This is a genomic window from Nocardia sp. NPDC005825 (assembly GCF_040630175.1).
Lineage (GTDB): Bacteria > Actinomycetota > Actinomycetes > Mycobacteriales > Mycobacteriaceae > Nocardia.
The window spans coordinates 93,616-113,653 of record NZ_JBEXXC010000015.1; the positions used below are offsets into that span (position 1 = coordinate 93,616).

Sequence of the window (20,038 nt, forward strand, 5' to 3'; positions counted from 1 at the left end):
CTCAGCAGTTGGTCGGGGCGGGCTCGCCGCGCAGGCGCGCGTCCAGCCAGCCGTACGCGGCCGGGACGCCGAGGACCGCCGCGGTGAGATGGTCGGGCACCGGCTCCTGCTCGGTCCACACCTTCGCCCCGGCCGCGCAGTAGCGGTGGATGGTGTTCACCACCGCGTCCACCGGCACCAGGCCGTCGATCGGCGAATGCCATTCGAAGACAGGCATGTTCGGCACGCCCGAGTACAGCTCCAAGCTGTTCTCCCCCACCACCGACCGAGCCTGCGGGTCGTCGGTCATGACGGTGGTCTTGGCGATGTCCAGCGCGCCCTGCCCCGCGCCCGCCGCGAGAATGTCGTTGGTGCAGCTGTTGAGCAGCTTGTCGCGCATGGCGAGGCCGCGGTCGTTGAGCTGATCGCTGATCGGGAACCGGTCCGGGTACTCGCGTTCCAGACCCAGCCCGGCCGCGAGCGCCAGCCCGAACGCCGGATGCCGGTTCATGCCGAGGGTTTCCAGCATGGAGACCAGGTTCATCGGCACCCCGCCCATGGCCGCGCCCGCGATGCGCAGTTCGGGCGCGTAGGACGCGGCCAGCGCCGCCGCCCACGCGGTCGCCATGCCGCCGCCGGAGTAGCCGGCCATGGCGAGGGGGCTGTGCTCGACCCGCAGGTCCGGGACCCGCTGGATGGCGCGCAGGCCGTCGAGGGTGATCTGGCCGCCGAGTTTGGCCGCGCCGTATGCGAATCGGGGGCCGAGGTGGTCGGGCAGGGCCACGGTCCAGCCGCGCTTCAGCACCGTGTTCCAGGCGGGGGCCTCGCGGATCATCAGATTGGGGTCGGTGGTGTAGAGCACCCGCGAGACCGCGCACTGCGCGCCCAGGCCGTTGATGATCTGCTGCAGCGACAGCACCGGCGCGTCGGGTTTGCGATCGCGCGGGGACAACACGGTCGTGGTCGCCGCGATGGGGTGGCCGGTGGAGTCGGTGGAGCGGAACTTGATCAGGGTGATGTCGGTGTCGGGGAAGCTGGGCAGCGCGGGCATGGCGCGGGTGGCCAGCACCTCGCCGGGCCGATGGCTCGCCAGGTCGGACGGGGTGGCGTAGAAGGGGTCCGGATCCGGGGTGGGCAGAAGTGGCTGGGCGGCGGCCGATCCCGTGGCGACGGTGACGAGCAGTGCGGCGACCGCCGCGATCGGGACACGAATCCTCATGCGGGGCAGCGTAGGAACGGCGGTCGCGCCCGGCCAGAGGCGTGCACGAACCTTCCGAATAGTCACAATCGGGGCGGGCGCGGTTTGTGAAGGCGTGACGAAGATTCGAGCCGACGATGTTTCTGTTCCACCGCGTAACAACAACTCCCGCACACGGCTTGTGACATGTCCAAGCAGAAACCGGAACACGTTCCTGCGCACGGTAATCCGATTACGTTCGGTACCAGAGACGCGCGAGCCGACGAAGGGGTCGGCTCGCGTTTCTCCCCCGCACGATCTCGAGGAGCAGCACTATGGACGCGCTCACCCACCGGGTCACCGTCTACCTCGGCGGACCCGCCGACGGGGCAGAACTCACCATGGAATACGCGGCCACCTGGCAGGAGGCCTCGGACTTCACCGTGGCCGCCGTCCACGTCGGCCTGGCCGTGACCGTGGACAGCCGGATCCGGCCCGGACTGCGGCGACTACCCCGATACGGGTTCCGGCACTGAGATACCGTGCGGCCCAGGCGTCCGGGTGGTCCCGCTACCGCCCGGCCGCCGGCGCGAAGGCCGCCGCCAGGGCGTCCCAGGCCGGGCCCAGCTGGGCCGAGAAATCCTCCCAGGCGTGAATGCCGGTCGGCTCGTAGTGCACGGTGGCGGGAATCCCCAAGTCGCTCAGCCGTTTCGAGAAATGCTCGGTGCACACCCGGGCCCCGGCCTCGAGCGCCACGCCGCCGGCGGCCGTGCCGAGCGCGGCCAGCCGATCCGGCGACTTCAGCACTTCGTTCAGATCCGGCGCACCGGGCACACCGGACGCCGCCGACAGATAGATCACCGTGCCGCGCAAGGCTTCCGCGCCCACCGTGCTGTCGTGGGTCAGCCAATCGAAGGTGCCCGGCAGGCCCCACAGATTCAGGATATTGCCGCCGCGTGAGGCGACCGTGGCCGCGGTGACCGCGCTCCCCGGCCCGTCGATGGTGGAGTAGCAGCCGCTCAATCCCGCGACGGCCTTGAAGAATCCGGGATGCCGGTGCGCGAGCATCATCGCGCCCTGCGCGCCCATGGACACGCCCGCGATGGCGCGACGGCCGTCCGAGCGCAGATACGGTTCGATGACGCCGGGCAGTTCGGCGGTCAGGAAGGTCTCCCAGCGATTCCAGCCGAGCGCGGCGTCGGGATGCTGCCAGTCGGTGTACATGCTGCCGGTCGCGCCGGCGGGAAAGACCACATCGACCGGTTTGTCGGCGAAGAAGTCCGCGGCATGCCCCTTGGTCAGCCAGTCGGACACGCCCTCGGCATCGACGCCGTCGAGCAGATACAACGTGGGCCGGGGCCCGGCCCCGGCGCCGTGCAGCACGTCGAGGGCGACGGTGCGGCCCATGGCGGCCGAGGCCACCTCGACCCGCTCCCAGCGCGGCCCCACCTGCTCCACCCGCGTCACCGCGGCCCGCGACGCGATCCGCCCGGGCGGGCCCGCCTGGGCGCTCACCCCGAACGACGAGCTCGCGATCACCGCCAGCGCCAGCGCGACCCCCGCGGCGGCCCGCCGCCTCACGACTCCGCCCCGGATCGGGGTCTTCGAATCAGGCAGTGCGACAAGCCAACTCCTCCTGCGGTGCGCGGGATTCCGGTCACGTCCGAAGAACCCACCGGGCGGGTGCGAGGTTGATACACCCGATGGGTCTCCGTTTCGATCGACTCACCTCCAAAACGCTTGTACAGATGCGTTTCCCGATTCCGGCATCACCCGCGCAATTCGATGGAAACCGATGCCCGAACCACTGCGAGCCTAACCAGGCGCCGACCTCGGCCGACAGCGTGAAAGGCACCTTCTGGAGAGTTCACAATCGGGCCCGACGCAAACGTGGGATCGGCCACAGCAACGCAAAAGGGCGCTCCCGGCGGAAGCCGGAAACGCCCTTCTCGGATGCGAACCTCAGAGCATGCAGCTCACGCAACCCTCGACCTCGGTGCCCTCGAGCGCCATCTGCCGGATGCGGATGTAGTACAGCGTCTTGATGCCCTTGCGCCAGGCGTAGATCTGGGCCTTGTTGACGTCGCGGGTGGTGGCGCTGTCCTTGAAGAACAGCGTCAGCGACAGGCCCTGGTCGACGTGCTGCGTGGCCGCGGCGTAGGTGTCGACGATCTTCTCGTAGCCGATGTCGTAGGCGTCCTCGAAGTACTCGAGGTTGTCGTTGGTCAGGTAGGGGGCCGGGTAGTAGACGCGGCCGATCTTGCCTTCCTTGCGGATCTCGATCTTCGACGCCACCGGGTGGATGGAGCTGGTGGAGTGGTTGATGTAGGAGATCGACCCGGTCGGCGGGACGGCCTGCAGGTTCTGGTTGTAGATGCCGTGCTCCATGACCGAGGCCTTGAGCTCACGCCAGTCGTCCTGGGTGGGGATGTGGACCTCGGCGTCGGCGAAGATCTGGCGGACCCGCTCGGTGGCCGGCTCCCACACCTGCTCGGTGTACTTGTCGAAGAACTCACCCGAGGCGTACTTCGACTCGGGGAAGCCGCCGAAGTACGAACCCCGCTCCTGCGCGATCAGATTCGAGGCCCGAATCGCGTGGTAGGCGATGGTGTAGAAGTAGATGTTGGTGAAGTCCACGCCCTCTTCGGAGCCGTAGTGGACGTGCTCACGCGCCAGGTAGCCGTGCAGGTTCATCTGGCCCAGGCCGATGGCGTGGGACTCGTTGTTGCCCTGCTCGATCGAGGGCACCGAGTAGATGTGGGTCTGGTCCGACACCGCGGTCAGCGCGCGGATCGAGGTCTCGACCGTCTTGGCCAGGTCCGGCGAATCCATGGTCTTCGCGATGTTCAGCGAGCCCAGGTTGCACGAGATGTCCTTGCCCACCTTCGAGTAGGACAGGTCGTCGTTGAACTCCGACGGGGTGGAGACCTGCAGGATCTCCGAGCACAGGTTGGAGTGGGTGATCTTGCCCGCGATCGGGTTGGCCCGGTTCACGGTGTCCTCGTACATGATGTACGGATAGCCCGACTCGAACTGCAGCTCGGCGATGGTCTGGAAGAACTCGCGAGCCTTGATCTTGGACTTGCGGATCCGCTTGTCGTCGACCATCTCGTAGTACTTCTCGGTGACATTGATGTCGGCGAACGGCACGCCGTAGATGCGCTCCACGTCGTACGGCGAGAACAGGTACATGTCCTCGTTCTTCTTCGCCAGCTCGAAGGTGATGTCCGGGATCACCACACCCAGCGAGAGCGTCTTGATGCGGATCTTCTCGTCCGCGTTCTCGCGCTTGGTGTCGAGGAAGCGGTAGATGTCGGGGTGGTGCGCCTGCAGGTACACCGCGCCCGCGCCCTGCCGTGCGCCCAGCTGGTTGGCGTAGGAGAACGAGTCCTCCAGCAGCTTCATGATCGGGATGACGCCCGAGGACTGGTTCTCGATCTTCTTGATCGGCGCGCCGGTCTCACGAATATTGCTGAGCAGCAGCGCCACACCGCCGCCGCGCTTGGACAGCTGCAGGGCGGAGTTGATGGAGCGGCCGATGGACTCCATGTTGTCCTCGATGCGCAGCAGGAAGCAGGACACCGGCTCGCCGCGCTGCTTCTTGCCCGAGTTGAGGAAGGTCGGGGTGGCCGGCTGGAAGCGGCCGGTCATGATCTCCTCGACCAGCTCGCTCGCCAGGGTCTCGTCACCGGCGGCCAGGGTCAGGGCGACCATGCACACGCGATCCTCGAAGCGCTCCAGGTAGCGCTGGCCGTCGAAGGTCTTGAGCGTGTAGCTCGTGTAGTACTTGAACGCGCCGAGGAAGGTCGGGAACCGGAACTTCTTGCCGTACGCCTGCTTGAACAGCTTCTTGGTGAAGTCGAAGCTGTACTGGTCGAGGACCTCGACCTCGTAGTAGTTCTCCTTGACCAGGTAGTCCAGCTTCTCCCGCAGATTGTGAAAGAAGACGGTGTTCTGGTTGACGTGCTGCAGGAAGTACTGGTGCGCGGCTTCCCGGTCCTTGTCGAACTGGATCTCGCCGTTGGGTCCGTACAGGTTGAGCATGGCATTGAGGGCGTGGTAGTCCAGTCCCTCGGTCGCGGAGTCGCCGCTGACGGGGCGCTCTACGCGGGCAGTCTTTCCGACCGGTGCGGTTGTCGTTGCCAAAAGATTCCCAATCCCTCGCGGACGCGCTCGACGTCCTCAGCAGTTCCCATGAGTTCGAAGCGATACAGGTACGGAACCCCTGCCTTACGTGAGATCACTTCTCCCGCATAGCAGTACGTATCGCCGAAGTTGGTGTTGCCGCTCGCGATCACGCCGCGCAGCAGGGCGCGATTGTGTGGATCGTTGAGGAACTTGGCCACCTGGCGGGGCACGAATTCCTTGTCGGATCGCTGCCCACCCAAAACGTGCCGACCTCCCCCGTAGGTGGGGACGATCAGCACGAAAGGTCGGTCGACGCGAAGCGAGTCGGCGGTGTGAAGCGGAATGCGGACGGCGGGCAGGCCCAGCCGTTCGACGAAGCGGTGAGTGTTCTCCGAAGCGCTCGAGAAGTAGACGAGATTCGGTGTCTCACTCGACATATCGGTCATCTCCTGACCGTTGACGGAAGCGTCAGGCGACGGCGACGACGTCGGCCAGCGCCTTGATGCGGTCCGGGCGGAAGCCGGACCAGTGGTCATCCCCGGCGACCACGACGGGGGCCTGCAGGTAACCCAGGGCCATCACGTAGTCGCGCGCCTCCGGGCTCTCGGAGATATCGACGACGCTGTAGTCGACACCAGCCTTGTCGAGGGCGCGATAGGTCGCGTTGCACTGGACACAAGCGGGCTTGGTGTAAACGGTGATGGTCATTGGTATCCCCTTCTCCTCAGCCTTGATCTGTCTGCAGTGCACACCTGAAACAAGATCCACGTAGTAAATGCGCAAACCCCTGGAAGCGGAGCCGAAGCTCCTGGTCACCGGCCCGTGATCGAGGTCTCGTCCTTGTGGCCTTCCAGCTCCCAAGACACTACACCTAGTGGCCGACAAACTCATACAACACGACATGTTGCGACTCACAAAGGTGAAATTCCGGGCGGGTAAGTACCTGGACAGTCGATTCGCAACTCGACACGACTGAGTCACACATCACAATTTCGGCATTCAGTTCATTTCCAGCAAACACACCATCCCCGCTGATCAACACGCATCTCACGAGTCACAGGAGACTCGAGCGACCACCCGGTTCGCATTCCTTCCGAGCCGAGCGACCGGTTCCGGATCGCCCGCTCGCCCCGGCGTGTCGCGGCATCGCCCCCGGTCCTAGCGGATGGTGAACGACGCGCCCTCGATCGGACCGGGCGCCAGCAACCGATTGGTGGCCGGGATGCCGTAGGTCTGCGCGTCGTAATCGGACAACGGCCGCCCGTCGATGGTGACCTCGGTGAAGGTGATCGGCGCGAACCCGGGCAGTGCGGCGTCGAGGTGGCCCTCCACCACGATCTCGGCGGTGCGGGCCGGTACGGCCGAGGGCGCGACGGTGGTGCGGGTCCAGCCCGCGGTGCGGTTCTCCAGCGTCATCACATAGCGGCCGCCGTCCCAGCTGACCGTGGAATGCATGGTGTCGCCGGGATTGATCGTCACGTCGTCGTAGGTCACCGGCGCGTCCGGATACCGCTCCCACCACCCGTCGACCTGCTTCTCCGGGCGGCAGAATCCGCCGAAGATGCCCAGCGAGCAGAGGCCGTCCGCGGCCGCGCCCAGGGCGTTGGAGACCTTGCCGCCGGCGTTCATCACCGTGCCCGCCAGATGCGGATCGACGTAGGCCAGGCCCGCGGCGACCGATTCGACCTGCAGCCCGGGCAGCGCCGCGTACACGGCGGCGTCACTGGCACACAGGGATTCGACGCCGGTCTGCATGAGCGGCAGCGCGACCTGGCCGTCCAGGCCGGTGGCGCCGTTGAGCCCCACCCAGGGCACGACGCGCTGCAGGACGCCGGGATTGCGGCATTCGATTTCGGGCTGCACCCAGGTGGCGCTGATCTCCCGGAAATCGCCCTGCACCACGTACCCGGCCCAGTTGCCGAGGAAGAGGCGGGCATTCGAGAGATCGGAGACATCCGAGGCGTACGACTCGGCCGTCGCGTCGGCCGCGTTGCCGACCGCCATCGAGGCCGCGGACGCGGCCAGAGTGACCGCCATGAAACAACGGCCCCACACAGAGTTGCCCGTTGATAACTTCATGGACAGACGTTAGCCCGAAATGTCCGAGAAAAGCGGCAGGCCACGACTCGAAAGCCGTGGCCTTGCGCTGAATTCAGCGAATGACCGCGAAGGGGATCAGGCGTTTGCCCGAGCCTTGACATCTTCCGCCAGCAAACGCACGGTGGCGGCCAGCTGAGTCAGGGCCTCGGCATCGTCGGCCGGGTGGGTCTCGACGAAGCGCGAACCGATGGTGCCGAAGTTCAGCGACGCCTCCTTCACGACCTCCGCGCCCGCGACGCCCAGCGCCTTCACCGCGTCGTCGTGCGACCACTTGGCGGCGTTCGCGCTGATCGAGGCGGAGACCACGGCGACCGGACGGCTCTTGAGCGCGCCCGCACCGTAGGGCCGCGACGCCCAGTCGATGGCGTTCTTCAGCACGGCCGGCAGGGTGCCGTTGTACTCGGGGGTGACCAGCAGCAGCGCGTCCGACGCGCCGACGGCCTCACGCAGCGCCTGCGCGGCGGCGGGGACCCCGCCCTCGACGTCGAGGTCCTCGTTGTAGAAAGGAATGTCGCCGAGGCCTTCGTAGATGGCGATCTCGACGCCCTCGGGAGCGGTCTGCACGGCGGCCTCGGCCAGACGGCGGTTGATCGACGCGGCGCGAAGGCTTCCGACCAGGACGAGGATGCGGGTCTGCGACATGATGATCACTCCAAGGGTTACTGATGCAGCGGTGGATCGTTCGATAGACTGTAACCGGACCCCAGTCCGCTTACATTCCCGGGTAGGAGCAGACAGCCTGTGACACGCGACACATCATCGGATGACGTCGTTCCGGCGCTGCCGAACATCGCCCTCCCGATCGAACCCGTCGGCACCCAGCAGCCCCCGCCGCATTCGGTCCCACTGCTCATGCCCGGCAGCAGCCACGAACGCAGCGACGCCGCCCGCAACCGGCAACTGCTGCTCGACGCCGCCGAGACGCTGGTGCGTGAACAGGGCGCGGACGCGGTCACCATGGACGCGGTCGCCAAACTGGCCGGCGTCGGCAAGGGCACCGTGTTCCGGCGCTTCGGCAATCGGGCCGGGCTGATGCTGGCGCTGCTCGACCAGTCCGATCAGAAACTGCAGTGGGCCTACATGTTCGGGCCGCCGCCGCTGGGACCGGGCGCGCCCGCCGCCGAACGACTCATCGCCTACGGGCGGGCCCGGCTGGCCACCGTCGAGGTGGAGGGCGATGTGCGCAAGAACGCCGCCATCGGCGGGCAGTACGCCGGACCGCCCTACAACATCGCGAAAACCCATGTCTCCCTGCTGCTCCGGGAGGCAGGGGCGCCCGGGAACATCGGACTCACCGCCGACACGCTGCTGGCCAGTCTGGACGCGGGGCTGGTGCTGCACCAGATCCGGCAGCTGCGCTACACACCCGACCAGGTGGGCGACCACTGGGAGACCCTGGTCCGGCAGGTGACCGCGCCCGCCGACCGGTAGCGGCGGCGGGCCCGTTCAGTAGAGTGTGCCCATGGGGAACCTGCGCGCACAGATCATCGCCGAATTGGGCGTCCTGCCGTCGATCGAACCGAAAACCGAAGTGCGGCGACGCATCGACTTCCTCAAGGAGTACCTGGGTTCCACGCCCGCGACCGGCTTCGTGCTCGGCATCAGCGGCGGCCAGGACTCCACCCTCGCCGGACGGCTGTGCCAGCTCGCCGTCGAGGAGCTGCGCGCCGAGGGCCGCGAGGCCACCTTCGTGGCGGCGCGCCTGCCCTACGGCATCCAGGCCGACGAGCACGACGCGCAGACCGCGCTGTCCTTCATCCAGCCGGATCGCTCGGTCGTGGTGAACGTCAAGCCCAGCGCGGACGCCGCCGCCGGTGAGGCCGCGACCGGCATCGTGGAGCTGCACGAGGAGCCCCGCCTGCGGGACTTCGTGCGCGGCAACATCAAAGCCCGTGAGCGCATGCTGCTCCAGTACGCCATCGCCGGCCAGCTCAACCTGCTGGTCGTCGGCACCGACCACGCCGCCGAGGCGGTCACCGGTTTCTTCACCAAGTTCGGCGACGGCGGTGTCGACATCACCCCGCTGACCGGTCTCACCAAGCGCCAGGGCGCGGCCCTGCTCCAGGAACTCGGCGCCCCGCCCAGCGTCTGGCAGAAGGTCCCCACCGCCGACCTCGAGGACGACCGCCCGGCCCTGCCGGACGAGGAAGCCCTGGGCCTGAAGTACTCCCAGATCGACGACTACCTCGAGGGCAAGGATGTCGGCCCCGAGGTCTCGGAGAAGCTGGAGCGGATCTTCCTCAACACACGCCACAAGCGCGCGGTCCCGGTGACCCCGCTCGATACCTGGTGGAAGTAAACCCCGCCGCTTCCTAGGGTCGAGGCGTGAACTTCGACGGCGACAACGGATGGGACAGCTCCGCCACCCTGGTGGATGAGCACTGGGTGGAGCGACGACCGCGGCGGCCGGAGGTGGATGCCCAGCTGCTGCGGGAGACCCGGTTGCTGCCGTGGCTCGCGCCCCGCCTGCCGCTGCCCATCCCGATTCCAGCGGTGGTCACCGAGTCGCCACTGGTCGTGCGGCACCGGCTGATTCGCGGCGAGCCGATCGCGGACTACACCCCGGACAACGGTGACGCGATCGGCCGTTTCCTGCGCGCCCTGCACGACACCCCGCCCGCCGAGGCGATCGAGCTGGGCCTGCCCGGGACCGCCCACGCGCACCGGGAACGGAACTGGGCCGTCACCCGCTGCCACCGGGAAGTCCTTCCGCTGCTTCCGGATTCGCTGACCGCCGCCGCCACCTCCCTGCTCGACGCGATCCTCGACACTCCCGCCGACACCGTCGTCCACGCCGACCTCGGCCCCGAACACGTGCTCGCCGAGGACGGCCGGGTCACCGGCATCATCGACTTCGGCGACGCCCACGTCGGCGACCCCGCCGTCGACTTCGCCTGGACCTTGTTCGGCACCCCGCCCCCTTTCGCGGACGCGGTCGCCCACGCCTACGGCGTCACCCCCGAGACCCGCGCCCGCGCCATCCACTGGCACCGGCTCGGCCCCTGGTTCGAGGTGCTGCGCGGCCTGGACATCGACGACCCCGCCCTTCGTCGAGCGGGCGTCACCGGCGTCATCGACCGCCTCCGTCACCCCTTCTTCTGATCCGGCTCCTCCACCAGCCGCCGATGCAGCTCGGCCGTCATGGCGTGGATGGCCCGGGTGAGGTCGGTATTGGTCTTGAGCTCGAGCTCCTGTTCCTGGAAGTCGTGATCGGCCTTGGCCTGCTGGAAATCGGCCTGCCGGTTCTGGCCGATCATGACGAAGGTCGACAGGAAGATCGCTTCCAGCGAGACGACCAGCGTCAGAGTCGGCCAGGGACTCTTCTCGACCAGCAGCATCCACACCGCGAAGCCGATGGCATGGATGTAGACGAAGGTCATCGAGCCCGCGAACTTGGTGATCCAGTCCGCCACCCGCAGCTGCAGGCTGGCGGCCCGCGCCTCCTGGACCTGTGCGAACGCGGGATGCGGCCGGATCGGCGGCGGGGTCGGTTGCGGCGGTTGCGTCATTCGGATCGGTCTCCTGGCGACGACGTGCGGGGACCGGCGAATGTTAGCGCCCGGCAGCGCAATTCGCCGCGATGCGCGGCCGGGTTCGACGCGGGGGCCTAGCCGCCCGCGAACGGAGGCAGGACGTCCACGCGGGGGGTGAGTGGCGTGGACGCGTCGCGGGTGAGTTCGTCGCCGATGAGGTAGGCGCAGACCTTGAGCATGGGGTCCAGCTTCGGGCCGTAGGTGGCCGAGAGGGTGGTGCGCAGGTCGGCGATGGTCGCGCCGGGCGGGAGGGACAGGGTTTCCTTGTCCTTGCCGACGGCGTCGGCGATCGCGGCGAAATAGCGGACCTCAACCACCGATGGCTCCCATCGTTCGGGTGGGCGGGACGAAGCCGGCGGCGTCGATGCCGTGGCCGGCCGATTTGTTCCACATGGCGCCGCGCCAGAGGGCGGCGATGTCGGGGTCGGTGGCGCCGGAGCGCAGGGCGGCGCGGATGTCGTACTCCTGGTCGCTGAACAGGCAGGAGCGGATGCGGCCGTCGGCGGTGAGGCGGGTGCGGTCACAGTCGCCGCAGAACTTGCGGGTGACCGAGGCGATGATGCCGACCGTGGCGGGGCCGCCGTCCACCAGCCAGCGTTCGGCGGGGGCGGAGGGGTCCTCGCGGTCGGTCTCGGCCAGCGTGAAGCGCTTGCCGAGGACGTCCAGGAGTTCGGCGGCGGTGATCATATTGGCGCGCGCCCACTCGTGGTCGGCGTCGAGCGGCATCTCCTCGATGAAGCGCAGTTCCGCGCCCACCTCCAGGCACCACTGCAGCAGATCGGCCGCGCCGTCCAGGGTTTCGCGCATGAGGACCGCGTTCACCTTGAGCGGGGTGAGCCCGGCGGCGATGGCGGCGCGGATCCCGGCCTGCACCGACGCGAGGCGATCGCGGCGGGTCAGGCGGTGGAAGCCGTCGCGGTCCACGGTGTCGAGCGAGATATTGATGCGCTTCAGGCCCGCGTCGGCCAGGGCCTGCGCGCGATGCTCGAGTCCGACGCCATTGCTGGTCATGGCCAGCGGTGTATCCGGCAGTGCCGCATGGCATCCCGCGATGATCTGCTCGAGGTCGCGGCGCATGAGCGGTTCGCCGCCGGTGAAGCGCACCTCGTGCACGCCGAGTTCGTTGACCGCCAGGGTCACCAGGCGCACGATCTCCTCGGTGGAGAGCAGTTCGTCGGCCGGGATCGCGGGCAGGCCCTCCTCGGGCATGCAGTAGGTGCAGCGCAGCGAACACTTCTCGGTGATCGACACGCGCAGGTCCCGCGCCACCCGCCCGAAGCGGTCGAGCAGGAGCGGAGTGTCCGGGCGGCCGTCGGTATCGGGGCGCCCGGTTCGCACAGCGGGCATACCCATCGCGACCACGGTCATTGCACCATTATTGCCGGGACCGCAAGTCTTCGTAGATTCCTACGAGCCGGGCCCGGTGATCAGCCGGTCACGACCTGGAGGATTCACCCGCGTATAGGCTCAGCGGCATGAGTTCCCGGCACGCGACCGCCCCGGCCCGACCCGTCGACGACCATCGTCGGCGCATCGAGGACGCCCTGCGGCCCCTGGCCGGTCGGAGCACGGAAACCGTCCCGATGGCCGCGGCGCTGGACCGCCGCCTGGCCGTCGACGTGTACGCGCCCCTGGACCTGCCGGTGTTCCGCAATTCCGCCATGGACGGCTACGCGGTCGCCGCCGAATCGGTGGCGATCGTCCCCGCGACCCTGCCGCTGGCGGGCGTGGTCGCCGCCGGCAACACCGACAAGCTCACACTGGCCCCGGGCACCGCGGTGAAGGTGATGACCGGCGCGCCCGTGCCGCCCGGCGCGGACTGCGTGGTGCCGGTGGAGCACACCGAATCCGACGGCGTCACCGTGACGATCCGAACCAGCCGCGCCCCCGGCGATTTCGTGCGCGAGCCCGGCACCGACGTGCGCGCCGGACAACTGCTGGCCGCGGCGGGCACCCTGCTGCGGCCCCGGCACGTCGCGGCGCTGGCAGCGGTCGGGCTGGCCGATCTGGAGGTGACGCGGCGGGTACGGGCGGCTGTCCTCACCACCGGCGACGAACTGCGGCCCGCCGGCGCGACCCTGCTGCCGGGCCAGATCTTCAACTCCAACGGCATCGCGCTGGCCGCGGCCCTGTCCGACAACGGCGTCGAGGTGGTGTCGGTCGCGCACTCCACCGACGAGCACGCCGAGTTCCGGCGGCGGCTGGCCGAGGCCGTGGCCCAGGCCGATGTGGTGTTCACCTCCGGCGGCGTCTCCATGGGCGACTTCGAGGTCGTCAAGGAGGTGCTGGCGGCCCAGGGCGGCGAATTCGGCCCGGTGGCACTGCAACCCGGCGGCCCGCAGGGGTTGAGCACGGTCGACGGTGTCCCGGTGCTGAGCTTCCCGGGCAACCCGGTGAGCACCATGGTGTCGTTCGAGGTGTTCGCCCGCCCGATCCTGCGCGAACTCGCGGGCCTGCCCGCGCTGCCGATCACCGAACTGCCGCTGCTGGACGCGGTCCGCTCCCCCGCCGGGAAACGGCAGTTCCTGCGCGGCAAGCTGACCGAGGGCGGAGTGACACTGGTGTCGGGGCAGGGTTCCCATCTGATCGCGGCCATGGCCCACGCCGACGTGCTCATCGACGTCCCGGCCGCCGTCACCGAGCTGCCCGCGGGCGCGATCGTCGAGGTCCGGCCGCTGTGAACACCCCATCTGCGCTGTGCCAAGGTGGTGCCCATGAGTGAGTTGTCGCATGTCGACCGTGAAGGTCGCGCCCGCATGGTCGATGTGAGCGCGAAGGCCGACACCGCGCGCATCGCGGTCGCGGCGGGCGAACTGCACACCACCGCCGAGGTGATCGCACTGGTCCGGGCCGACGACATGCCCAAGGCCGACGTGCTCAGCACCGCCCGCATCGCCGGGATCAACGGGGCCAAGAAGACCTCGGAACTGATCCCGCTGTGCCATCAGCTGGCGCTGTCGTCGGTGAACGTGAGCTTCGGCTTCACCGACACCACCATCACCATCGAGGCCACCGCGAAGACCAAGGGGCCCACCGGGGTCGAGATGGAAGCGCTGACCGCCGTCGCGGTCGCGGGACTCACGCTGCACGACATGGTGAAGGCGGTGGACCCGGCGGCCACGCTCAACGGGGTGCGACTGGTCACCAAAGAGGGTGGCAAGCACGGACATTGGGTGCGGCCCGAGGCCGAGCGGCACGCCGGGCACCAGCACGAGAAGCACGCGGCGCGCGAGGCCACTGCCACGACAGCTCCGCTCGCGGGTGCGGGCCGCTCGGCCGCCGTCGTGGTCGCCTCGACCGGCGTCGCCGCCGGCACCCGCACCGACACCACCGGCCCCGTCCTCACCGAATGGCTTGCCGCGCAGGGTTTCTCGGTGCGCGGACCGCTGGTCTTCGCGGACTCCGACATCACGTACGGCCTCGAGGACGCCCTGTCCCGGGAACCGGACCTGATCGTCACGACCGGCGGCACCGGGGCCTCCCCCACCGACGCCACCCCGGAAGCCACCCTCTCCCTGCTGGATCGGGAGCTGCCGGGCGTCGCCGAGGCCATCCGCCAGGCCGGAACCGCCAAGTTCCCGCTCGCGGCGCTGAGCCGGGGCGTGGCCGGACTGGCCGGGCGCACCGTGATCGTCAATCTGCCCGGTTCGCCGGGCGGGGTGAAGGACGGCATCGCCGTGCTGACACCGCTGCTCGAACATCTGCTGGCCCAGGTGGCCGGAGGAGGCAACCATGAGTGAGCTGCTGGCCCGGATCAGCGATCAGGACCTGGATCCGGCCGAGGTCGAGCAGGCCGTGGACGGTCCGCACCACGGGGCGGTCGTCGTGTTCACCGGCAAGGTGCGCGATCACGATGGCGGGCAATCGGTTTCGGCGCTGGAGTACTCGGCGCACCCGCAGGCCGAGCAGTTCCTGCGCAAGGTGTGCGAGGAGGTGGCCGCATCCTCCGGGCTGCCGGTCGCCGCGGTGCACCGGGTCGGGGATCTGACCATCGGGGATCTGGCGATCGCCGTCGCCGTCGCGGCCCCGCACCGCGCCGAGGCCTTCACCACCTGCGCCGAACTCGTGGACCGCATCAAGCACGAGGTCCCGATCTGGAAGCGTCAGATGTTCGCCGACGGACTCTCCGAATGGGTCAACGCCTGCGGCTAGGCCTTTGTCCGTCGAGCCAAACGTCGCGGTCACGATGTGCGGGGATTTGTCCGCCGAACCAGCGTGTGCGGCGGCCGTCGTCGGTCACAGTGGGGCACAGTGATCAGCGACCACGGGAGGCGACCATGAGCGAAGCCGACGGCCGGATCGTGCTCGGCCCGCACCAGTACGGGAAGGCCGAGAACCGGGTGGTGCGGATCTACCGCGACACCGAACGGCATGAGATCCGGGATCTGAACGTGTCCTCGTGCCTGCGCGGCGCTTTCGACGAGGCGCACACCGTGGGTGATCAGGGCGCGGTGCTGCCGACGGACTCGCAGAAACAGACCATCTACACCTACGCCAAGAGTCACGGCGACGGCAGCATCGAGGACTACGGGCTGGCCCTCGCGCGGCATTTCACCGGCGAGATCGAGCCGGTCACCTCCGCCCGCATCGAGATCGAAGAGTTTGCGTGGCAACGGGTTCCGGTCGGCGGCAGCGGCCACGACCACACCTGGACACGGGTCGGCCCCGAGGTGCGCACCGCCGCGATCACCGTGCGCGGCCGGGGCACCGACCGGCGCGAATGGGTGATCGGCGGCGTCAAGGACCTGGTGATCCTCAAATCCACCGGCTCGGAGTTCGCGGGCTTCCTGACCGACCCGTTCACCGTCCTGGAACCCGCCTACGACCGCATCCTCGCCACCAGCCTCGACGCCCGCTGGCGCTTCGCCACCCCGCCCGCCGACTGGGACGCCGCCTACCACGGGATCCGCGCCGCACTGATCGAAACCTTCGCCACCCTGCACTCGAAGGCCTTGCAGCAGACCCTGTACGAGATGGGCCGCGCCGCCCTGGCCGCCTACCCGGGCCTGGCCGAGATCCGCTTCTCCGCGCCCAACAAGCACCACTTCGCCTACGACACCGGCCGTTTCGGCGTCCCCAACAACGGGGAGGTGTTCCACGCCGACGACCGCCCCTACGGCCTGATCCAGGCCAGTGTCCTGCGCGAGGGCGCACCGGACCCCGGAATCGCCTGGGACCCCTACACCGGCGCGGTCTGACCCGACAACGTCCGCACCGCCAGGTACAGATCCAGCCGATCCTCGATCCGCCCGAGATCCCGCCCGGTCAACTCCTCGATCCGCCTGATCCGGTAGCGAACGGTATTGAGGTGCACATGCATTCGCTCCGCGGCCTGCCGCCACGACCCGTCGCAGCCGAGGAACACCTCCAGGGTCCCCACCAGCCCGGCCCCGTGCACCCGGTCGTACTCCAGCACCGGCCCCAACACACGCTCCGCGAACCGCCGCTGTAATCCACCGGGCACCGCGGTGAACAGCCCGACGGCCGAATCGATATCGGCGACACGAACACTGACCGGCCCGGCATCCTCCCGCGCCGCCGTGGACGCGGCCGCCGCCGCGCTGATCGTCCCCGCCAGCGGTTCCTCCGGCTGCCGCGCGCTCACCCCGACCGCGAGCCGGATCCCGCCGAGCGCCGGTGCGATTCGGCCGAGTCGGCGATTCACCACGCCCGCCGTCGCGGCCTGGGTCCCCGCGGTCACACCGACCAGCCTGCCCTCCCCGTCGATCGTGGTGACGATATCCGGCAGGGCATCGTGCAGGGCGGTGCGTACGGCCCCCAGCGCGGCGGCACCGTCGGGCAGACCCGGACCACCGTGCGGGGTGCCGGTGGTGAGGTGGACCTCGCAGACGATCGCCGCTTCCGCGAGTCCGGACCGGTCGGGGAACGGGGCCGGGAAGCGGTCGGCCAGTTCCCAGTTCAGGTGCCGGCGGTCGGCGCGGCGCTGGCGGTAGAGCTCGGCCACCGCTGCGAGGTCCGCGCCGTAGGGGTCGAGTTCGGGGGCCGAGGGGCGGATCGCCAGGTACCAGGCGGTGATTCGATCGCCGGCGCCGACCTGGAGGACGCGCAGGGCCCCGACGGCGACGGCGGGCAGGCGCGGGGCGGTCAGGGCGGTGGCGAGGATGCGGTCGATCTCGGGGTCGGTCAGGGGCTCGGTGCCCGCGATGACGGTGCCGGTGGCGGTCAGGAGCCAGGCGGAGACCGGTTGTCCGGCGGCGAAATCGGCGATCACCGTATCGATCTCGGCTCCGGCGGCGACGGCGGAGAGCAGGCGGCGCTGACGGTCGGCGCGGGATTGGACTCGGCGCCAGCGCACTTCGGCGGCCTGTTCGGCGAGGTATTCGATGATGCGGCTGAAGGGCATGCTCTGCGGGGCGGACAGCAGCGGCAGGCCGTGGTCTCGACAGGCCGTCACCACGTCGTCGGGGACGTGCCCGTGCAGGGCCTGCCCGGCCACCACGCCCGCCGCCCCGGATCCGGCGAGCAGGCCGACATAGCGGTCGGAGTCCGCGGCCTGCTGCCGCCACACCAGGCCGGTGCAGACCAACGCGCCCGGGGTGACGAAGGGCCGGGGGTCGGGCATGTCGGTGGCGCAGACTCGCGCGACCGTCCGGTCCAGGTCCCCGGCGTCCCCGTGGAGCAGCCGCATGCGCAGTTGCGGCGCATCGAGGATGTCGCGCACTCGCACGGCGCACCTCCCGTGGTCGGTCCGAATTGTCCGTCACGGTAGAAGCCGGTTGTTGCCACCCCGTTTCCGAGGAATCACACCTCGGTAGGGTGGTCGCCGTGAGTCGGCGCATACCAGTCCTGATCGTGGCCGGGTTCCTCGGTGCCGGCAAGACGACGCTGCTCAACCGACTGTTGCGGACCCGCAACGCGCGGATCGGGGTAGTGGTCAACGACTTCGGCGCGGTGAACATCGACGCCATGCTGGTGGCCGGGCAGGTCGACGCCATGGTGTCGCTGGGCAACGGGTGCGTGTGCTGCGCGGTCGACGTCAGCGAACTCGACGAGCTGTTCGACCGGCTGGCGCATCCCAAGCAGAAGATCGACGTCATCGTGGTGGAGGCCAGCGGGCTGGCCGAACCGCGCAACCTGATCCGCATGGTCGTGAACAGCGACAATCCGCGGATCCGCTACGGCGGCCTGGTCGAGGTGGTCGACGCCGAGCACTTCCCCGCCAGCCGCGACCAGCACCCCGAACTCACCACGCACCTGCGGATGGCGGATCTGGTGGTGCTGAACAAGTCCGACCGGGTCGAGGCGGCCGCGCTGGAGCGGCTGCGCGCCGAGATCACCGAGGTGGTCGGGCAGGTGCCGGTGTATCCGACCAGCCACGGGCGCATCGACCCCGGCCTGCTGTTCGACCTGCCCAGCCACGCGCCCCGCGCCCCGCGCGTCGGCGAACAGCTGAGCTTCGACGAACTACTGCACGGCGACGACGCGCCCGGCGCGGACGACCCGGGTCACGGCGACCACTGCCACGACGGCTGCTCGCACGATCACCGGCATCTGCACGACGGCTACGACAGCGTCTCCTTCACCTCCGACACCGACCTCAACCCGCGCGAACTCATTGCGCTGCTGGAGGATCCGCCGTCAGGCCTGTTCCGCGCCAAGGGCGTGCTCGCGTTCGCCGTCCCCGACGATCCGCGAAAGTTCGTGCTGCACATGGTCGGCCGCCACATCACCCTGGAGCCCACCGCCTGGGCCCGCCACGAACCCCGGGTCAGCAATCTGGTCCTGATCGGCGCCGGCCTCGACGCCGACGCCGTCACCGACCGGCTGCGCGGCGCCGTCCACGCCGCCGCCGATCCCCTCGACGACCACGCCCTGCTCCCGGTCTGGCGCTACGTCGCCGGTGACCAGGCGCTTGTCGGCGAGGGCTGATTCGGCCTCGAGTTCAGCGCGCAGCTCGGCCACCTCGGCGGCCAGCTCGTCGCGCATCGACTCGCGTTCGGCCAGCGCCGCCCGCATGGTCTCGACACTGTCGTTCATGGCCGCGAGCCGCTGATCGGCGCCCTTGAGCAGCCACTCCACCACGTCCCGCCGCCCGACCGCGGCGCTCGCGGCGCGCACCCAGTCGACCGCGAACTCCACCCACTCCTGCGGCCTGGGCGCGTCCTTGGGATCGTCCCACCCCTTGCGCTGGGCCGCCTTGGTGGACAGCACCAGCTCCGCCTTCTTGCCCCGCCCCGGCGAGTTCATCTCCGCCAGGGACAGCTTGCCCGCGCTGGTCACCACCGCGGTGAACCGGTACTTGCCCGCCAGGTGCATGCGCAGTTCGGCGGTGCCGCGGCCGTCGGAGTCCATGGCCCCCAGCCACGGCCCGTCCGCCGCCTCGATGATGGCCGCCAGAATCTCCAACTGCCCGACACCGCGGCGCAACCGCGCGGCGGCGGTCCGCAACGCGCCCGGCGTGGCCGTCATCTGATCCCAATGCATGCCCCGAACATATCCCCACCGCGGGACGCCGCCGTGATTGACTGGCCGAGTGAACGAGTTCCCGGCAGTGGCCTCGTGGCGGCATCGCGGCGCGCGGACCGGATTCGAGGTCGCGTTCTTCGCCGAGGACGAACGCGGGCTGCTGATCCGCGGCACCACCACCGCCACCGAGGACGGCGCGTCCTGGATCATCGATTACGTTGTGCTGCTGGACGCCTCGTGGGTGACCCGGTCCGCCCGGATCACCGGGCGCGGCGCACACGGCGTCCGGGTGGTGGAACTGGAGGCCGACGGGTTCGGCCGGTGGACCGTCGACGGCACGCCCGCACCGCACCTGAACGGCTGCCTGGATCTGGACCTGGAGTCCTCGGCCATGACCAATACCTTTCCGGTGCACCGGCTGCGACCGCTCGGCGACCACCCGGTCTCCGCGCCCGCCGCGTACGTCCGGGCCGCGGACCTGTCGGTGGCGCGCCTGGAGCAGACCTACTGCCGCGTCGGTGCGCGGCACGTCGCCTACACCGCACCCGACCTGGACTTCGCGTGCCGGTTGACCTACGACGCGGACGGCCTGATCTCGGACTATCCGGGTATCGGGGCGCGGGTTCAGTAACCGGGCTCGGTAACTTCGCGCAGAAACAAGCGAGGAGGCTCGTTTTCGCCGCGGAGGCGCGAC

Annotated in this window: 21 protein-coding genes; 10 read left to right on the plus strand and 11 right to left on the minus strand. The window is 69.2% G+C overall.

Features of this window, described 5'->3' with window-relative positions; all coding sequences use genetic code 11:
• Window position 1: 1 nt before the first annotated feature.
• Window positions 2-1,198 (minus strand): lipase family protein, encoded by a 1,197-nt coding sequence (locus ABZ382_RS30970; protein ID WP_357096318.1) that lies wholly within the window; start codon window positions 1,196-1,198, stop codon window positions 2-4.
• A 293-nt stretch (window positions 1,199-1,491) separates the two neighbouring features.
• Between ABZ382_RS30970 and ABZ382_RS30975 the strand changes: the two genes are divergently transcribed.
• Complete coding sequence (locus ABZ382_RS30975) at window positions 1,492-1,692, plus strand: hypothetical protein (protein ID WP_357096321.1); 201 nt, start codon at window positions 1,492-1,494, stop codon at window positions 1,690-1,692.
• 34 nt (window positions 1,693-1,726) lie between these two features.
• Here ABZ382_RS30975 and ABZ382_RS30980 read toward each other — a convergent pair whose 3' ends face one another.
• The 6 genes from ABZ382_RS30980 to ABZ382_RS31005 all read right to left on the minus strand — a co-directional run bounded on the left by ABZ382_RS30980 (window position 1,727) and on the right by ABZ382_RS31005 (window position 8,026).
• Entirely contained in the window at window positions 1,727-2,737 is a 1,011-nt protein-coding gene (locus ABZ382_RS30980; RefSeq protein WP_357096324.1) for an alpha/beta hydrolase family protein, read from the minus strand.
• A gap of 381 nt (window positions 2,738-3,118) precedes the next feature.
• Window positions 3,119-5,200 (minus strand): class 1b ribonucleoside-diphosphate reductase subunit alpha, encoded by a 2,082-nt coding sequence (gene nrdE / locus ABZ382_RS30985; RefSeq protein WP_357096407.1) that lies wholly within the window; start codon window positions 5,198-5,200, stop codon window positions 3,119-3,121.
• Window positions 5,201-5,259: 59 nt separating this feature from the next.
• Window positions 5,260-5,730: a class Ib ribonucleoside-diphosphate reductase assembly flavoprotein NrdI gene (nrdI, locus tag ABZ382_RS30990; RefSeq protein ID WP_357096327.1), complete on the minus strand. Its 471-nt coding sequence runs from the start codon at window positions 5,728-5,730 to the stop codon at window positions 5,260-5,262.
• 22 nt (window positions 5,731-5,752) lie between these two features.
• Window positions 5,753-5,992: a redoxin NrdH gene (locus ABZ382_RS30995; protein WP_357096330.1), complete on the minus strand. Its 240-nt coding sequence runs from the start codon at window positions 5,990-5,992 to the stop codon at window positions 5,753-5,755.
• Between the two features lie 450 nt (window positions 5,993-6,442).
• Window positions 6,443-7,363, minus strand: coding sequence for a G1 family glutamic endopeptidase (locus ABZ382_RS31000; protein WP_357096333.1), 921 nt, complete (start codon window positions 7,361-7,363; stop codon window positions 6,443-6,445).
• A 96-nt stretch (window positions 7,364-7,459) separates the two neighbouring features.
• Complete coding sequence (locus ABZ382_RS31005) at window positions 7,460-8,026, minus strand: NAD(P)H-dependent oxidoreductase (RefSeq protein WP_357096336.1); 567 nt, start codon at window positions 8,024-8,026, stop codon at window positions 7,460-7,462.
• 210 nt (window positions 8,027-8,236) lie between these two features.
• Between ABZ382_RS31005 and ABZ382_RS31010 the strand changes: the two genes are divergently transcribed.
• The 3 genes from ABZ382_RS31010 to ABZ382_RS31020 are packed head-to-tail and all read left to right on the plus strand — an operon-like array spanning window position 8,237 to window position 10,486.
• Window positions 8,237-8,815 (plus strand): helix-turn-helix domain-containing protein, encoded by a 579-nt coding sequence (locus ABZ382_RS31010; RefSeq protein ID WP_357096410.1) that lies wholly within the window; start codon window positions 8,237-8,239, stop codon window positions 8,813-8,815.
• 31 nt (window positions 8,816-8,846) lie between these two features.
• Window positions 8,847-9,683, plus strand: coding sequence for an ammonia-dependent NAD(+) synthetase (nadE, locus tag ABZ382_RS31015; RefSeq protein ID WP_357096339.1), 837 nt, complete (start codon window positions 8,847-8,849; stop codon window positions 9,681-9,683).
• A gap of 26 nt (window positions 9,684-9,709) precedes the next feature.
• Window positions 9,710-10,486, plus strand: a complete 777-nt coding sequence (locus tag ABZ382_RS31020) for a phosphotransferase (protein WP_357096342.1) — start codon at window positions 9,710-9,712, stop codon at window positions 10,484-10,486.
• Here ABZ382_RS31020 and ABZ382_RS31025 read toward each other — a convergent pair.
• The 3 genes from ABZ382_RS31025 to moaA form a co-directional block, all read right to left on the minus strand.
• A complete protein-coding gene (locus ABZ382_RS31025; protein WP_357096344.1) occupies window positions 10,471-10,893 on the minus strand; it encodes a DUF1003 domain-containing protein in 423 nt (140 codons plus the stop codon). The genes ABZ382_RS31020 and ABZ382_RS31025 overlap by 16 nt on opposite strands.
• Window positions 10,894-10,991: 98 nt before the next feature.
• Window positions 10,992-11,234, minus strand: coding sequence for a MoaD/ThiS family protein (locus tag ABZ382_RS31030; protein ID WP_357096347.1), 243 nt, complete (start codon window positions 11,232-11,234; stop codon window positions 10,992-10,994).
• Window positions 11,227-12,285: a GTP 3',8-cyclase MoaA gene (moaA, locus tag ABZ382_RS31035; RefSeq protein WP_357096350.1), complete on the minus strand. Its 1,059-nt coding sequence runs from the start codon at window positions 12,283-12,285 to the stop codon at window positions 11,227-11,229. Before moaA ends, ABZ382_RS31030 begins: the two co-directional genes overlap by 8 nt.
• Window positions 12,286-12,392: 107 nt before the next feature.
• Here moaA and glp point away from each other — a divergent pair, with 107 nt between their 5' ends.
• The 4 genes from glp to pucL all read left to right on the plus strand — a co-directional run bounded on the left by glp (window position 12,393) and on the right by pucL (window position 16,115).
• Window positions 12,393-13,598 (plus strand): gephyrin-like molybdotransferase Glp, encoded by a 1,206-nt coding sequence (gene glp, locus ABZ382_RS31040; protein WP_357096352.1) that lies wholly within the window; start codon window positions 12,393-12,395, stop codon window positions 13,596-13,598.
• A gap of 33 nt (window positions 13,599-13,631) precedes the next feature.
• Window positions 13,632-14,657 carry a bifunctional molybdenum cofactor biosynthesis protein MoaC/MoaB gene (moaCB, locus tag ABZ382_RS31045; protein ID WP_357096355.1) on the plus strand — a complete coding sequence of 342 codons (1,026 nt, stop codon included), beginning with the start codon at window positions 13,632-13,634 and terminating at the stop codon, window positions 14,655-14,657.
• Window positions 14,650-15,069 carry a molybdenum cofactor biosynthesis protein MoaE gene (locus tag ABZ382_RS31050; protein WP_357096358.1) on the plus strand — a complete coding sequence of 140 codons (420 nt, stop codon included), beginning with the start codon at window positions 14,650-14,652 and terminating at the stop codon, window positions 15,067-15,069. Before moaCB ends, ABZ382_RS31050 begins: the two co-directional genes overlap by 8 nt.
• Window positions 15,070-15,194: 125 nt before the next feature.
• The gene (pucL, locus tag ABZ382_RS31055) at window positions 15,195-16,115 is read left to right on the plus strand and encodes a factor-independent urate hydroxylase (RefSeq protein ID WP_357096361.1); all 921 of its coding nucleotides are present in this window, start codon (window positions 15,195-15,197) and stop codon (window positions 16,113-16,115) included.
• Here the strand turns inward: pucL and ABZ382_RS31060 are convergent.
• The gene (locus tag ABZ382_RS31060; protein ID WP_357096364.1) at window positions 16,097-17,605 is read right to left on the minus strand and encodes a PucR family transcriptional regulator; all 1,509 of its coding nucleotides are present in this window, start codon (window positions 17,603-17,605) and stop codon (window positions 16,097-16,099) included. The two genes, pucL and ABZ382_RS31060, sit on opposite strands and share 19 nt — an antisense overlap.
• Window positions 17,606-17,703: 98 nt before the next feature.
• Between ABZ382_RS31060 and ABZ382_RS31065 the strand changes: the two genes are divergently transcribed.
• Window positions 17,704-18,807 carry a CobW family GTP-binding protein gene (locus tag ABZ382_RS31065; RefSeq protein ID WP_357096366.1) on the plus strand — a complete coding sequence of 368 codons (1,104 nt, stop codon included), beginning with the start codon at window positions 17,704-17,706 and terminating at the stop codon, window positions 18,805-18,807.
• Window positions 18,808-19,411: 604 nt separating this feature from the next.
• Window positions 19,412-19,975, plus strand: coding sequence for a putative glycolipid-binding domain-containing protein (locus ABZ382_RS31070; protein WP_357096369.1), 564 nt, complete (start codon window positions 19,412-19,414; stop codon window positions 19,973-19,975).
• The last annotated feature ends 63 nt before the right edge of the window (window positions 19,976-20,038 follow it).